This is a genomic window from Micromonospora sp. NPDC048169, from assembly GCF_040652815.1.
In the GTDB taxonomy this organism is placed as follows: Bacteria; Actinomycetota; Actinomycetes; order Mycobacteriales; family Micromonosporaceae; genus Micromonospora.
This window is the reverse complement of sequence record NZ_JBEZMS010000067.1, coordinates 1-14066: the sequence shown is the minus strand read 5'-3', so window position 1 is coordinate 14066 and position 14066 is coordinate 1. Positions and strand designations below refer to the sequence as shown.

Here is a 14066-nt window from a genome sequence, read left to right as displayed (position 1 = left end):
GCCAGACCGTGCCGGTCTCGCTCTTGCCGAACTTGGTGCCGTCGGCCTTCGTCACCAGCGGCGTGGTGAACGCCTCCACCGGCCGCGCCGGTCGCGCCGCCGGCGAAGCCCGGACGGCCGCCGAAGCAGCGCCGGGGCAAGGCCGGACCGCCGAGCGCGCCGCCGCCCGGCTGGCAGCAGCCGCCCAAGCGGACCCGTCGCCGGCGCCGCTGGCCCTGGGTGCTGCTGCTCTCCATCGCCTGCTGCTGCGGACTGCCGCTGTGGTGGTTCCTGCCGATCTCCAGCCAGTACCCGGCCAGCGCCAGCCTTCCGGACCAGATCGACTCGATGCAGCTACGCCAGGACGAGAGCAGCCGGGCCGTCGCCGAGGAGCTGAAAGCCCGGGTACGCGAGTCGAACCTGCTCGCCGAGGACACGTTCGCCGGCATCTACACCACCAGCGACGGCAAGCGGGTGACGTTGTTCGGCAGCACCGGCCTGCGGTTCAGTCCGGAGTCGGACGCCAAGTCGGAACTCGACCGCCTCGCCGGGGACTACGCCCTGCAGGAGTCGGTGGTGGTGGACACCGGCGTGCGGGGACGCCACGAGCGCTGCGCGGTCGGCCGGGCGGACGGCGACTCGGTGGTGGTCTGCGTCTCGGCCGACCACGGCAGCCTCACCACCGGGGTGTTCACCCGGCTGTCGGTGGACGACAGCGGGCGGCTGCTGAACGACCTGCGCCAGCGCGTGGTGGTGCCGAAGTCCTGACCGCTCAGGCGGTCTGCTCGCCGCCGGCCTGGTCGCCCGTGGCCTGGTCGGCGCGCTTCGGCGCGTACCGCGGGACGTACACCTGGCCGCTGAGCTTCTGGATCTCGGCCATCATCTCGTCGGTCATCACGCGCAGCGACGTGCGGTCGTCGGAGCGGCCGGTGAAGTCCAGCGGCTTGCCGAACTTCATGGTGATCTTGGCGCGGCCCGGACGCGGGATCCGCGTACCGATCGGCTGTGCCTTGTCGGTGCCGGTCACGCCGACCGGGATGACCGGCACGCCCGCGGCGATCGCCAGCCGGACGGTGCCGGTACGCCCGCGGTAGAGCCGCCCGTCCGGGGAGCGGGTGCCCTCCGGGTAGACGGCGACCAGGTCACCGGCCTTGAGCACCGGGATCGCCGCGTCGAACGCGGTGAGCGCGGCCCGCCCACCGGCCCGCTCGACCGGGATCGCGCCCAGCCCGGTGAGCACGAACTTGGAGAAGCCGCCCTTGAGCCCGGTGCCGTTGAAGTACTCCGACTTGGCCCAGAACGCCAGGTGGCGGGGCACCACGGTGCCGAGGAGCAGTTCGTCGGCGACGGAGAGGTGGTTGCTGGCGAAGATCGCGCCGCCGGTCGCCGGGATGTGCTCCAAACCCTCCACGTGCGGACGGAAGGCCAACCGGAGCGCGGGTGCCACGGTGAGCTTGCCGATGGTGTAGAGCAGGGGCACGGGTCCTCCGGCGGTCGTACGTGAAACAGGCGCTGTCACGGTAGCCGACGCGGCCGTCCGCCACCGAGCGGGTGGCCCGCAGTCCACTCGCTGGGGCCGGGCCCTCCTCCACCCGAGGGGGTGCAGGAGGGCCCGGTCCGCTCACACCTTGCGGACCGTCACCGTCACGCGCTCGCCCTCGCCCGCCTCACCGGCGAAGCCGTCGAGGCCCTCGGCGAAGTCGACGCTGTCGGCCAGCACCTCCCGGGCCACGAAATCGGTGTACGCGGCGACCGCCGCGCGTACCTCCTCCGAGGCGGAGACGGCCACCGTGATCCGGTCCGAGACGTCCAGGTCGGCGTCGCGGCGGGCCTGCTGCACGACGCGGACCACGTCCCGGGCCAGCCCTTCGGCGGCGAGTTCCGGCGTGACCTCGGTGTCCAGCACGACCACTCCCTCACCGCCTGGTAGCGGCGCGGAGTGTTCGGCGTCGGCGGCGACCAGGCGCAGCTCGTACTCGCCCTCGGCGAGCGTGACCCCGGCGGCGACCGGGGCACCGTCGCGCAGCTCCCACTCCCCCGCCTTGACCGCCTTGATGACCTGCTGGACGGCCTTGCCGACACGCGGGCCGAGCGCCCGCGGCACCACGGTGAGCACCTGCTGGCAGTACGCGGACACCTCGTCGGTGAGCACGACCTCCTTGACGTTCACCTCGTCGGCGACCAGGTCGGCGAAGGGCCGCAGCTGGTCGGCGACCGGCGACGCCACGGTGAGCTTCGCCAGCGGCAGCCGTACCCGCAGGCCCTTTGCCTTGCGCAGGGACAGCGCCGCCGAGGCGACCGCCCGGACGTTGTCCATCGCGGAGACCAGTTCGTGGTCGGCCGGGAACTGCGCCGCCTGCGGCCAGTCGGTCAGGTGCACCGACCGCTCGCCGGTCAGCCCCCGCCAGATCTCCTCGGCGGTCAGCGGCGCCAGCGGCGCCACCACCCGGCACAGCGTCTCCAGCACGGTCCACAGCGTGTCGAACGCGTCCGCGTCGCCGGCCCAGAACCGGTCCCGGGACCGGCGCACGTACCAGTTGGTGAGCGCGTCCAGGTAGGACCGCACGGTGGCGCAGGCGCCGGAGATGTCGTACGCGTCCATCTGCGCGCCGACGGTCGCGACCAGCTCGTTCGTCTTCGCCAGCACGTACCGGTCGAGCACGTTCGCCGAGTCGGTACGACGACGCGCGGTGTGGCCGTCGGCGTTGGCGTAGAGCGAGAAGAAGTACCAGACGTTCCACAGCGGCAGCAGCACCTGGCGCACCGCGTCCCGGATGCCCGCCTCGGTGACCGCCATGTCGCCGCCGCGCAGCACCGGCGAGGACATCAGCATCCACCGCATCGCGTCCGACCCGTAGGCGTCGAAGACGTGGTAGACGTCCGGGTAGTTGCGCAGGCTCTTGGACATCTTGCGCCCGTCCGAGCCGAGCAGGATGCCGTGGCTCAGGCAGTTGCGGAACGCCGGCCTGTCGAACAGCGCGGTGGCCAGCACGTGCATGGTGTAGAACCAGCCCCGGGTCTGCCCGATGTACTCGACGATGAAGTCGCCCGGGTAGTGGTGCTCGAACCACTCGCGGTTCTCGAACGGGTAGTGCACCTGGGCGAACGGCATCGAGCCGGACTCGAACCAGCAGTCAAGCACCTCCGGCACCCGGCGCATCATCGACTTGCCCGTCGGGTCGTCCGGGTTGGGGCGGACCAGGTCGTCCACCGCCGGCCGGTGCAGGTCGGTCAGGCGTACGCCGAAGTCACGCTCGATGTCGGCCAGCGAGCCGTACACGTCGACGCGCGGGTAGTTCGGGTCGTCGGAGCGCCACACCGGGATCGGCGAGCCCCAGAACCGGTTCCGGCTGATCGACCAGTCCCGGGCGTTCGCGAGCCACTTGCCGAACGAGCCGTCCTTGATGTGGCCGGGGGTCCAGTTGATCTGCTGGTTCAGCTCGACCATCCGGTCCTTGAACGTCGTCACCGCGACGAACCACGACGACACCGCCTTGTAGACCAGCGGGGTGTCGCAGCGCCAGCAGTGCGGGTAGGAGTGGGTGTAGGTGTCCTGCCGCAGCACCACCCCCCGCTCCTTCAGCTCCCGGATCACCGGCTTGTTCACGTCGAAGACCTGCTCGCCCTGGTACGGCGGCACCAGCGCGGTGAACCGCGTGTGGTCGTCCACCGTCACCACGGTGGGGATGCCGGCGGCGTTGCAGGTGTTCTGGTCGTCCTCGCCGAAGGCGGGGGCCAGGTGGACGATCCCGGTGCCGTCCTCGGTGGTGACGAAGTCCGCGCCGAGCACCTGGTAGGCGTTCGGGCCGGCCGGCTCGACGAGGAAGTCGTACAGCGGCGTGTAGCGGCGTCCGACCAGGTCGCGGCCGTACACGGTGCCGACCTGCTCGTACCCCTCGAGTTCCTTGGCGTACGCGCCGAGGCGCGCGGCACCCACGACGTAGCGCTCGCCGTCGCGTTCCAGCAGCGCGTACTCGATGTCGGGGCCGACGGCGAGCGCCAGGTTCGACGGCAGGGTCCACGGCGTGGTCGTCCAGACGCCCAGCTTGACCGGCCCGCGCAGCGGCTCCGGCGCGTTCTCGTCGGCGGTCAGCTCGAACCAGACGGTGAGCGTCGGGTCGTGCCGGTCCCGGTAGACGTCGTCCATCCGGGTCTCGGTGTTCGACAGCGGCGTCTCGCACCGCCAGCAGTACGCGAGCACCCGGAAGCCCTCGTAGACCAGACCCTTGTCGTGCAGGGTCTTGAAGGCCCACATGACGCTTTCCATGTAGTCCAGGTCGAGCGTCTTGTAGTCGTTGGCGAAGTCGACCCAGCGGGCCTGCCGGGTGACGTACCGCTCCCAGTCGTGGGTGAACTCCAGCACCGAGGTGCGGCAGGCGTCGTTGAACCGGGCCACGCCGAGGTCGAGGATCTCCGCCTTGGTGGTGATGCCGAGCTGCTTCTCGGCCACCACCTCGGCGGGCAGGCCGTGGCAGTCCCAGCCGAACCGGCGCTCGACGCGCCGCCCGCGCATGGTCTGGTAGCGCGGCACCACGTCCTTGACGTAGCCGGTGAACAGGTGCCCGTAGTGCGGCAGGCCGTTGGCGAACGGCGGGCCGTCGTAGAAGACGTACTCGTTCTCGCCGTCGCGGCCGGCGTCGCGGGCCTCCACCGACGCCTCGAAGGTCTTGTCGGCCGTCCAGTGCTCCAGCACCCGGCGCTCGACCGCGGGCAGGTCCGGGCTTGCCGGGACACCGGCGCCGGTCGGGTCGTGCAACGGATAGGCCATCGCCTGTCGCTCTCCTCAGCAGCTCACTCGTCTGTGGTCTGCGAGGACGAGCCGAATCCGGTACGCCGTGAACGGCGTACCGGGCGTGGCCCGCGGTACCACCCCGCTTGGCGGCCGAGGTGCGACCGCCCGCTCGTTGGCCGGCTGTGACGGGCCGTCCCGTCCGGTTCTACTGAGCCGGTGACCCGGCCGTTCTTCCGGAGGCTCACCGGTGATGGCCGGGTCGTCGCCTGTGCGTTCAAGCGTACTCGACCCCCCGCCCGCCGCGCCGCCGAGTATCTCGCCGCCCCGCCTCTCCCCCGGCGATCATGAAGTTGACGGCGAAATCGGAGATCCACATCGCCGCCAACACCCTCCTGGGCGGCGGACCCGTCCGGCACCACCACGCCGATCGGCAGGTCGTTGGCGATCACCTTCCAGGTGGCGCGGGACGCGCGCAGCTCCCGGATCAGCACTCGCGCTGCGCCCTGCCGAGCAGGCCGCGGTGGCGGTCGGCGTACGTGTTGCCGTCGTTCGGGTCCTTGTAGGTGCGCATGTCCAGCACGAACACGTCCAGCAGCGACCCGTACGACAGCTTGCGGTACATCGGCCCGCCCGCCGGCACCGGCAGCCACTCGTGGAACGCCTGCCGGGCCCGGGCGGCGAGCACGTCCACGCGCTTCTCGCCGTACCGCTCGTCGGTCAGGATCTCCCCCGGGTACCGGTTGTTCACCACCTCGTGGTCGTCCCACTGGTTGATCTGCGGCACCTGGGCGGCGAACGCCCGCAGGTGCTCATCGAGCAGGTTGTACGCGAACTGTCCCCGGTACTCGGCCAGCGTCTCGGCCACCTTGCTCTTCTCCGGCGTCACCAGGTTGCGCCAGGTGCGGCCGTCCGGCAGCACCACGCTCTCCGTCAGCGGGCCGTCGGCGTACACGGTGTCGCCGCTGCACAGGAAGAAGTCCGGGCGGCGCTCCCGCATGGCCCGGAAGATCGCCAGGCCGTCGAAGTCCGGGCTGATCCCCCAGCGGTGAAGTCGCCGGTGGGGTCGACCACCGGGCCGCGCACCAGGCGGGCGCCGCGCAGGTCCGGGCGGCGGCTGACCTCGACCAGCATCCGGCCGGGCCGGTCCGCGCGGGTCCAGACCAGCGCCGACTCGGCGGTCACGTCGCCGCTCTGCACGCCGTGGGTGAGCAGCGGCCGGCCGCCGGGCCGCCATCCGGGCGCGGCGGGCGCGCCGGGCGCGCCGAGCAGCGCGCCGCCGGCGACTCCGGCACCGGCGACCAGGCCGGCGCGGAGCAGGGTACGTCGATCGAAGTGCGTCATGGGTTCTCCCGGTCTCGGCAGTGTCGCCAGCCCGGTCTACCGGCCGCAGGTGGCCGGGAACTCCGGTCGAGGTGACCGGCATGTCAACGCCCGCTGTCCAGCGCCCGATCATGACCACCGTCACACCGCCGTCCCGTCACACCGCGCCCGCGCCACCTCGTCCTGTCCGCGTACCCAACCTCGAGGAGGCGGCGATGAGCCGGATGGACATGGTGGCGGTGGCACCGGAGGCGTACCAGGCCGTGCTGGGCCTGGAGAAGTACGTCCGGGCGAACGTGGACCACACCGTGCTGGAGCTGGTGAAGCTGCGGGCGTCGATGCGCAACGGCTGCGCGTTCTGCGTCGACATGCACAGCCGGGACGCGCTGGCGGCCGGTGAGGACAGCCGCCGGCTGTTCGCTGTGGCGGCGTGGCGCGAGGCGCCGTTCTTCGACGAGCGGGAGCGGGCCGCGCTGGCCCTCACCGACGCGGTGACCCGGCTCGGCGAGCACGGCGTGCCGGACGAGGTCTGGGACGCCGCGGCGAAGGTGTGGTCGGAGAAGGAACTGGCGGACCTGGTGATGGCGATCGCCACCATCAACGTGTGGAACCGGATCGCGGTGACCTGCCAGACCCAGCCGCCCGCCCTGGCCTGAGGGCGGCCCTGGTCTGACGGCGGCCTGTGTCTGAATGCGGACACACGACGGCCCCGGTCCCGCGAAGACGCGGGGCCGGGGCCGTCGGCGGGTCGGTCAGGCCAGCTCGGGGAACCAGAGCGCGATCTCGCGCTTGGCGCTGTCCGCCGAGTCGGAGGCGTGCACCAGGTTCTCCCGGTTCGACAGCGACAGGTCGCCGCGGATGGTGCCGGCGGCGGCCTTGCGGCCGTCGGTGCTGCCGATCATCGCGCGCACCACCTCGATCACCTGGTCGCCGGAGAGCACGAGCGCCACCAGCGGTCCGCTGGTCATGAACGTCTTCAGCGGCGGGTAGAACGGCTTGTCGACGTGCTCGGCGTAGTGCTGGTCGGCGAAGTCGCCGTCCATGGTCCGGCTCACCATCGCGTCGATCCGCAGGCCCTTGCGCTCGAAGCGGGACAGGATCTCGCCCACCAGACCCCGGCGCACCGCGTCGGGCTTGATCAGTACGAGCGTCCGCTCGTCCGGGCTGCTGCTGGACACGCTGGTTGCCTCCTGTGCGCTCAACGGGGTTCGGCTGGGTACGGTCAGCGTAGCGACCCGGTCCCGACGCCGGCGCGGCGGCTGCGTCTTCCCTGGCCCGCCGCGGCGGCCTAGCCTGACCATGGAACCCCTGGGAGGTCCACTGTGGCGAATGGCGGGAACCGCACGATCGCGCCGGTACGCAAACTGATCGGCGTGGTGCTGGGCACCGTCGCCACCTTCGTGACGGTGTTCGGGCTCGGCATGACGAGCTGGGCCATCGTGGCCCTCGGCGTCGCCCTGCTCGTGCTGGCGATCGCCCTGGCCACGGTGCGCGGCGGCGGTCGCACCTGGGTGATCGGCCTGGGGCACGTGCACAGCGCCTCCGAGCCACCCACCCAGTACGCGTTCGGCCGGTGCGAGCTGCAACTCGTCATCGACGCGCCGGGGCTGCCGCCCCGCTCCAAGAAGATCATCGAGCCTCGGGTGCCGGTCGCCAAGTGGCCCTCGCTGGGCCAGGCGCTGCCGGTCCGGGTGGCGCTGGACGACCAGCGGCACGTACGCGTGCTCTGGGACGAGGTGCCCACGCACACGGAGAGCGCCGCCGCCGTCGCCGATCTGCCGCCCGAGTACGCCCCCGAGCCGGACCCGCTGGACGAGCCGCTGATCGCGCAGGAGGCCCCGCCGTGGGCCGGGCGCGCGCCGGAGGACGACTTCCGCGACGACTACCCGCCCGCGCCGGACCCGTACCTGGACGACGTCCCGCCCCGGGCCGAGGAACGCGAGCCGGTGGTGCTGCACCAGAGCCCCGGCGGCCCGGTGGTGCTGGAGGGGCAGCTCGTCGAACGGGCCGCCACCACCGGCCCGCTCCCCCGCCGCGCACCCGCGCCCCGCGCACCGGCCGAGGAGCCGGCCGACACGGTGCGTGTCGACACGGTGCTCGCCGACCCCGGACCGGCGGTCGGCCCTGAACCGGCAGCCGACCCCGCGCCGGCAGCCGACACCCTGCCCGACCCGATCGACGTGCCGCTGGACGACCCCTCGGACTCTCCTCGGCGCTCCGACGTGCCGCCGACCGCCGAGGAACTGGACGAGGCGATCTTCGGCTCGGCCGAGCCGGACGATCTGGCCAGCCCGATCAGTGGCGTCGGCATCACGCTGCTCGTCGCCGACCTGGACCGGTCCCTCGACTTCTACCGCGAACTGGGCTTCGACGAACTGGACCGGGGCGAGGGCAACGCCGTGCTCTCCTCCGGCCCGACCCGGCTGGTGCTGCGCCGGGTGACCGGTGCCGCCCCGATCAGCCGCCGGCTGGTGCACGTCAACCTGGAGGTGGACGACATCCAGGGGGCGTACGAGCGGCTGCGCGACTCCGGCGTCCGGTTCACGTACGCCCCGCGCGTGGTCAACCGGGGCACCAAGCTGGAGGTGTGGGCGGCGGCGTTCCGCGACCCCGACGGCCACGGCGTGGCCCTGACCCAGTGGCGCACGCTCGCCGACGCCTGAGCCGTACCCGGCGGGCCGTCCTCAGCCGAGGATGACCCGCCGCACGTGCAGCGCGTACGCCCACACCAGCGCGAACATCACCCCGAGCGCGAACAGCGACCAGTGCAGCAGCCCGGAGAGCAGCAGCAGACCCTGGAGCACGGTGCCGGCGTGCCACGCCCACGGGCGGCGCATCATGCCGGCCAGCACCACGCAGGCGACCGCCAGCGCCACGATCGCGCCGATCGCCGCGCCGCTCAGGTCACCGCCGACCACCCGGATCGGCTGGATGGCCAGCAGCAGCACCAGCGCCTCCAGCGACATCGTGCCGGCGCCCAGCCCGCGTACCGCCTTGTCCGGGTTCCGTAGCCCGGACCGCCGCCCGCCGTCCGGCGCCCGGTCCTCCGCCGCGTCGCCAGCCGGCTGCTGCGGACCCGTCGCCTGCTCCGGACCCGTCGGCTGCTCAGCGCCGGTCGGGCGCTGCTGCGGGCCGGTCATCGCTTGAGCAGCCGGCGGGCGTCGGCCACTGTCACCACCGATCCGGTGATCAGCACGCCCACCCCGGACAGTTCGCCCGGCACGTCCGCCTCGGCCTCCGCCACCGCCGCCTCGATGGCGTCGGGCATCTCCCGGGTCGCCTGCACCCGCTCCGGCCCGAAGATCTCCCGCGCCAGCGCGGCCAGCTCCTCCACCGGCATCGCCCGGGCCGAGCTGTTCTCCGCCACCACGATCGAGTCGAGCACCGGTTCGAGCAGTTCCAGCAGGCTCGCCGCGTCCTTGTCGCCGAGCACCGCCAGCACGCCGACGAGCTTGCTGAACGCGAACTCCTCCTGCACGGCGGCGACCGTGGCGGCCATCCCGTGCGGGTTGTGCGCGCCGTCGAGCAGCACCGTCGGGGCGGTACGCACCCGCTCCAGCCGGCCCGGCGAACTGGTGGCGGCGAAGCCCTCACGGACCGCCTCGATGTCGAGCTGCCGCCGGGCCCCGGCGCCCAGGAACGCCTCCACGGCGGCGAGCGCCACCGCCGCGTTCTGCGCCTGGTGCGCGCCGTGCAGCGGGATGAAGATCTCCTCGTACACCCCGCCCAGGCCCTGGATGGTCAGCACCTGGCCGCCGACGGCCACCGCGCGGCGCAGCACGCCGAACTCGGCACCCTCCCGCGCGACGGTGGCGTTCACCTCGGCGCAGCGTTCCAGGATCGGCCGGGCCGCCTCCTCCTCCTGCGCCGCCGCGATGACTGTGGCGCCGGGGTGGATGATGCCCGCCTTGTGCAGCGCGATGTCCTCGATCGTGTCGCCGAGCCACTCGGTGTGGTCCAGCCCGATCGGGGTGATCACGGCGACGCCGGCCTGGATGACGTTCGTCGCGTCCTCCGCGCCGCCGAGCCCGACCTCCACCACCGCCACGTCGACCGGAGCGTCGGCGAACGTGGCGAACGCCAGCGCCGTGGTCATGTCGAAGTAGGTCAGCGGCTCGGCGAACCGCTGGTCGACCAGCTCGGCCAGCGGCGCGATCTCGCGGTACGTGGACACGAACCGCTCCTCGCTCACCGATTCGCCGTCCAGGCTGATCCGCTCCCGGACGGTCTCCAGGTGCGGGCTCGTGTAGCGGCCGGTGTGCAGCCCGAACGCCCGCAGCAGCGAGTCGATCATCCGGGCCGTCGAGGTCTTGCCGTTGGTTCCGGTCAGGTGGATCGACGGGTACGCCCGCTGCGGGCTGCCCAGCAGGTCGAGCAGGGTCTCGATCTTCTCCAGCTCGAAGTGCATCCGGGTGAAGCCGCGCGCGTTGAGCGCGGCCTCCACCTCGGCGAACTCGGTGCGGTCGCTCATGCGGCACCACTTTCCGTTCGCGACTGCGGGGCTCGCGCCCCCGGCTCTCTCCCCGCGCTCACGAGGGCAGCGCCTCCAGGGCGGCGTCGATCCGGACCAGGTCCGCCTCGGCCACCGCCAGCCGTTCGCGGATCTTCGCCACCACCGGTTCGGGCGCCTTGCCGACGAACGCCGGATTGTCCAGCTTCGCCCGCGCCTGGGTGGCCTCCTTCTCGGCCGCCGCCCGGTCCTTGGTGAGCCGGGCGCGCTCGGCGGCCACGTCGATCGAGCCGCGGGTGTCGAGCGCGACGCTCACCGCACCGGGCATGGCGAGTGTGGCGCTGGCCTGGAAGCCGTCGCCGGGCGCGTCGAGCCGGGCCAGCGAGCGCACCAGCGGCTCGTGCGCCGCGATGCCCGCGCCGGCCAGGCCGTCGAGCCGCGCCGCGACCCGCTGGGTCGGCCGCAGCCCCTGGTCGGAGCGGAACCGCCGGACCTCGGTCACCACCCGCTGAAGCGTGGCGACCTCGCCCTCCGCGGCGTCGTCGATCAGGGTACGGTCGGCGACCGGCCAGGACGCCGTCAGCACGGTCTCGCCGCCGCTGAGCGCGGACCACAGCTCGTCGGTGACGAACGGGATGACCGGGTGCAGCAGCCGCAGGAGCTGGTCCAGCACGTGTCCGAGCACCCGGCGGGTGGTGTCGGCAGCCGGCCCACCCTCGGCGAGCACCGGCTTGCTCAGCTCCACGTACCAGTCGCAGACGTCGTCCCAGGCGAAGTGGTAGAGCAGGTCACAGACCTTGGCGAACTCGTACGCCTCGAACTGCTCGTCCACCTCGGCGGTGACGTGCGCCAGCCGGGACAGGATCCACCTGTCGACGGTGGAGAGGCCTGCGGCGTCCGGCAGCGGGCCGTCGGTGTGCGCGCCGTTCAGGAGCGCGAAGCGGGTGGCGTTCCAGAGCTTGTTGCAGAAGTTGCGGGAGCCCTGGCACCACTCCTCGCTGACCGGCACGTCCTGACCGGGGTTCGCGCCCCGGGCCAGCGTGAACCGGGTCGCGTCGGCGCCGAAGCGGTCGATCCAGTCCAGCGGGTCCACCACGTTGCCGAACGACTTCGACATCTTCTTGCCGTGCTCGTCGCGGACCATGCCGTGCAGCGCCACCACGTCGAACGGCTGCACGCCGTCCATCGCGTACAGGCCGAACATCATCATCCGGGCGACCCAGAAGAACAGGATGTCGTAGCCGGTGACGAGCACGCTGGTCGGGTAGAACTTCGCCAGGTCGGGGGTGCGCTCGGGCCAGCCGAGCGTGGAGAACGGCCACAGGCCGCTGGAGAACCAGGTGTCCAGGACGTCCTCGTCCTGCCGCCAGCCCTCGCCGGTCGGCGGCTCCTCGTCCGGGCCGACGCAGACGATCTCGCCGTCCGGGCCGTACCAGACGGGGATGCGGTGGCCCCACCACAGCTGGCGGGAGATGCACCAGTCGTGCATGTTGTCGACCCAGGCGAAGTAACGCTTGGCCAGCTCGGCCGGCTCGATCTTCACCCGGCCGTCGCGCACCGCGTCACCGGCCGCCTTCGCCAGCGGCGCGGTGTTGACGAACCACTGCAACGACAGGCGCGGCTCGACAGTCGTCTTGCACCGCGAGCAGTGCCCCACCGCGTGCAGGTACGGCCGCTTCTCGGCCACGATCCGGCCCTGCTCGCGCAGCGCCGCGACGATCGCCGGCCGGGCCTCGTACCGGTCCAGGCCCTGGAACGGGCCGGGCGCGGTGATGACGCCGCGCTCGTCCATGATCGTCAGCGAGGGCAGGTCGTGCCGCTGGCCGATCTCGAAGTCGTTCGGGTCGTGCGCCGGGGTCACCTTGACCATGCCGGTGCCGAAGCTCGGGTCGACGTGCTCGTCGGCGACGATCGGGATGCGCCGGTCGGTGAGCGGAAGCTCCACCTCGGTGCCGATCAGGTGCCGGTAGCGCTCGTCGTCGGGGTGCACCGCCACCGCCGTGTCGCCGAGCATCGTCTCCGCGCGGGTGGTCGCCACCACGACCTCGTCGCCGTAGCGGATCGACACCAGCTCGCCCTCGTCGTCGGTGTGCTCCACCTCGATGTCGGACAGCGCGGTGAGGCAACGCGGGCACCAGTTGATGATCCGGTTGGCCCGGTAGATGAGCCCGTCGTCGAAGAGCTTCTTGAACATGGTCTGCACGGCCCGGGACAGGCCCTCGTCCATGGTGAAGCGCTCACGGTCCCAGTCGACCGCGTCGCCGAGCCGGCGCATCTGGCCGAGGATCGCGCCGCCGGACTCGGCCTTCCACTGCCAGACCCGCTCGACGAACTTCTCCCGTCCGAGGTCGTGGCGGGACAGCCCTTCCCCGGCGAGCTGCCGCTCGACCAGGTTCTGGGTGGCGATACCGGCGTGGTCCATGCCCGGCAGCCAGAGCGCCTCGTGCCCCTGCATCTTCTTGCGCCGGGTGAGCGCGTCCATGAGGGTGTGCTCGAACGCGTGCCCCATGTGCAGCGACCCGGTGACGTTCGGCGGCGGGATGACGATGGTGAACGGCGGCTTCTCGCTGTCCGCCGACGCCCGGAAGTGGCCGCCGGCTACCCACTGCTCGTACCGTCGCTGCTCTACCTCGCCGGGCTGGTACTGGCCGGCGAGGGTCGGGGCGTCGGGGCGTCGGGCATCCAGTCTCTCGGTCACCCTGAAAGTCTACGGAGCGCTTTCGGGGACCCGACGTGCACCACCTGTGATTCGCGTACGGTGGCGGTCATGTCCGATGCGCATCTCACGGAGCGCGCGGTCGACGGGGGTTCCGATCCGTTCGAGCTGACCGAAGAGCCGATCGAGCTGAGCCGCCGCGACCCCGCGCAGGAGTCCGAACGCCGTCCGTTCTCGCGGCGCCGGAAGATCGTCCTTGCCGCCCTGGTCGCGGCCGGCCTGGCCGGTGCCGGCGCCTTCGGAGTGGGCGGCTGGCGCGTGCTCCAGCAGAAGGACACGACCCTCGGCCAGCCCGCCGAGGTGGCCGGGCTGGTGCGGGACGACAGTGAGCGGGCCCGCAGCACCGCTGAGTACCTGCGCGACGGGCTGGCCGCCGACATCGAGCTGGACCGCAGCTTCGGGGCTGTCTACTCCGACCGGGGAGACGTCAAGCGCTCGGTGCTCCTGTTCGGCGGCACCACGCTGCTGTGGCAGCCCGAACGCGACCTGGACACCCTGTTCGGGCTGATGGCGGACGAGACCGGCCGGGTGGCCGGGTTGCGCGAGGTGGACGCCGGCCGCCTGGGCGGCGTGATGAAGTGCGGTACGACCACCGGCGACGGTGGCGACTTCGCGGTGTGCGGCTGGGCCGACCACGGCAGCGTCGTAATGGGGATGTTCCCGGGCCGCCGGATCGACGACGCGGCAGCGCTGTTTCGCGACATCCGCGAGTCCGTCCAGAGCCGCTGACCCCGCTCATCCGAGGGCTGGCTCCGGCCGGCTTTCCGGGACTCAACGCAATTCAGGGCCACCCCGTGCGGGGTGGCCCTGAATTGAAAGATTGTCCGGCGGTGTCCTACTCTCCCACACCCTCCCGAGTGCAGTACCAT

The 14066-nt window shown here is 72.1% G+C and carries 10 protein-coding genes and 1 pseudogene; 4 read left to right on the top strand and 7 right to left on the bottom strand.

Annotated elements, in window-relative coordinates; genetic code table 11:
* The first annotated feature begins 219 nt into the window (after positions 1-219).
* Positions 220-747 (top strand): hypothetical protein, encoded by a 528-nt coding sequence (locus AB0D28_RS29255; protein WP_357391069.1) that lies wholly within the window; start codon positions 220-222, stop codon positions 745-747.
* Between the two features lie 4 nt (positions 748-751).
* Here the strand turns inward: AB0D28_RS29255 and AB0D28_RS29250 are convergent, their stop codons facing one another.
* The 3 genes and pseudogenes from AB0D28_RS29250 to AB0D28_RS29240 all read right to left on the bottom strand — a co-directional run.
* Positions 752-1459: a lysophospholipid acyltransferase family protein gene (locus tag AB0D28_RS29250; RefSeq protein ID WP_357391067.1), complete on the bottom strand. Its 708-nt coding sequence runs from the start codon at positions 1457-1459 to the stop codon at positions 752-754.
* Between the two features lie 141 nt (positions 1460-1600).
* Entirely contained in the window at positions 1601-4747 is a 3147-nt protein-coding gene (gene ileS, locus AB0D28_RS29245) for an isoleucine--tRNA ligase (protein ID WP_357391065.1), read from the bottom strand.
* 338 nt (positions 4748-5085) lie between these two features.
* A pseudogene (locus tag AB0D28_RS29240) lies at positions 5086-6052 on the bottom strand (alkaline phosphatase D family protein); the annotation flags it as partial.
* A 194-nt stretch (positions 6053-6246) separates the two neighbouring features.
* Here AB0D28_RS29240 and AB0D28_RS29235 point away from each other — a divergent pair.
* Positions 6247-6687: a carboxymuconolactone decarboxylase family protein gene (locus AB0D28_RS29235; RefSeq protein ID WP_357391061.1), complete on the top strand. Its 441-nt coding sequence runs from the start codon at positions 6247-6249 to the stop codon at positions 6685-6687.
* A 96-nt stretch (positions 6688-6783) separates the two neighbouring features.
* Here the strand turns inward: AB0D28_RS29235 and ndk are convergent, their stop codons facing one another.
* Positions 6784-7209, bottom strand: a complete 426-nt coding sequence (gene ndk, locus AB0D28_RS29230) for a nucleoside-diphosphate kinase (RefSeq protein ID WP_030503075.1) — start codon at positions 7207-7209, stop codon at positions 6784-6786.
* Positions 7210-7353: 144 nt separating this feature from the next.
* On the opposite strand from ndk, the gene AB0D28_RS29225 reads away from it, so the two are divergent.
* On the top strand, positions 7354-8694 hold the full coding sequence (locus AB0D28_RS29225) for a VOC family protein (RefSeq protein WP_357391059.1): 1341 nt from the start codon (positions 7354-7356) through the stop codon (positions 8692-8694).
* A gap of 21 nt (positions 8695-8715) precedes the next feature.
* On the opposite strand, the gene AB0D28_RS29220 is transcribed toward AB0D28_RS29225, so the two are convergent.
* The 3 genes from AB0D28_RS29220 to AB0D28_RS29210 are packed head-to-tail and all read right to left on the bottom strand — an operon-like array spanning position 8716 to position 13179.
* Positions 8716-9171, bottom strand: coding sequence for a DUF4233 domain-containing protein (locus tag AB0D28_RS29220; protein ID WP_357391057.1), 456 nt, complete (start codon positions 9169-9171; stop codon positions 8716-8718).
* Positions 9168-10502 carry a folylpolyglutamate synthase/dihydrofolate synthase family protein gene (locus tag AB0D28_RS29215; protein ID WP_357391055.1) on the bottom strand — a complete coding sequence of 445 codons (1335 nt, stop codon included), beginning with the start codon at positions 10500-10502 and terminating at the stop codon, positions 9168-9170. The genes AB0D28_RS29220 and AB0D28_RS29215 overlap by 4 nt, the downstream gene beginning before the upstream one ends.
* 58 nt (positions 10503-10560) lie before the next feature.
* Positions 10561-13179 carry a valine--tRNA ligase gene (locus AB0D28_RS29210; RefSeq protein WP_357391053.1) on the bottom strand — a complete coding sequence of 873 codons (2619 nt, stop codon included), beginning with the start codon at positions 13177-13179 and terminating at the stop codon, positions 10561-10563.
* Between the two features lie 69 nt (positions 13180-13248).
* On the opposite strand from AB0D28_RS29210, the gene AB0D28_RS29205 reads away from it, so the two are divergent.
* Positions 13249-13926 carry a hypothetical protein gene (locus AB0D28_RS29205; protein ID WP_357391051.1) on the top strand — a complete coding sequence of 226 codons (678 nt, stop codon included), beginning with the start codon at positions 13249-13251 and terminating at the stop codon, positions 13924-13926.
* Positions 13927-14066: the final 140 nt, after the last annotated feature.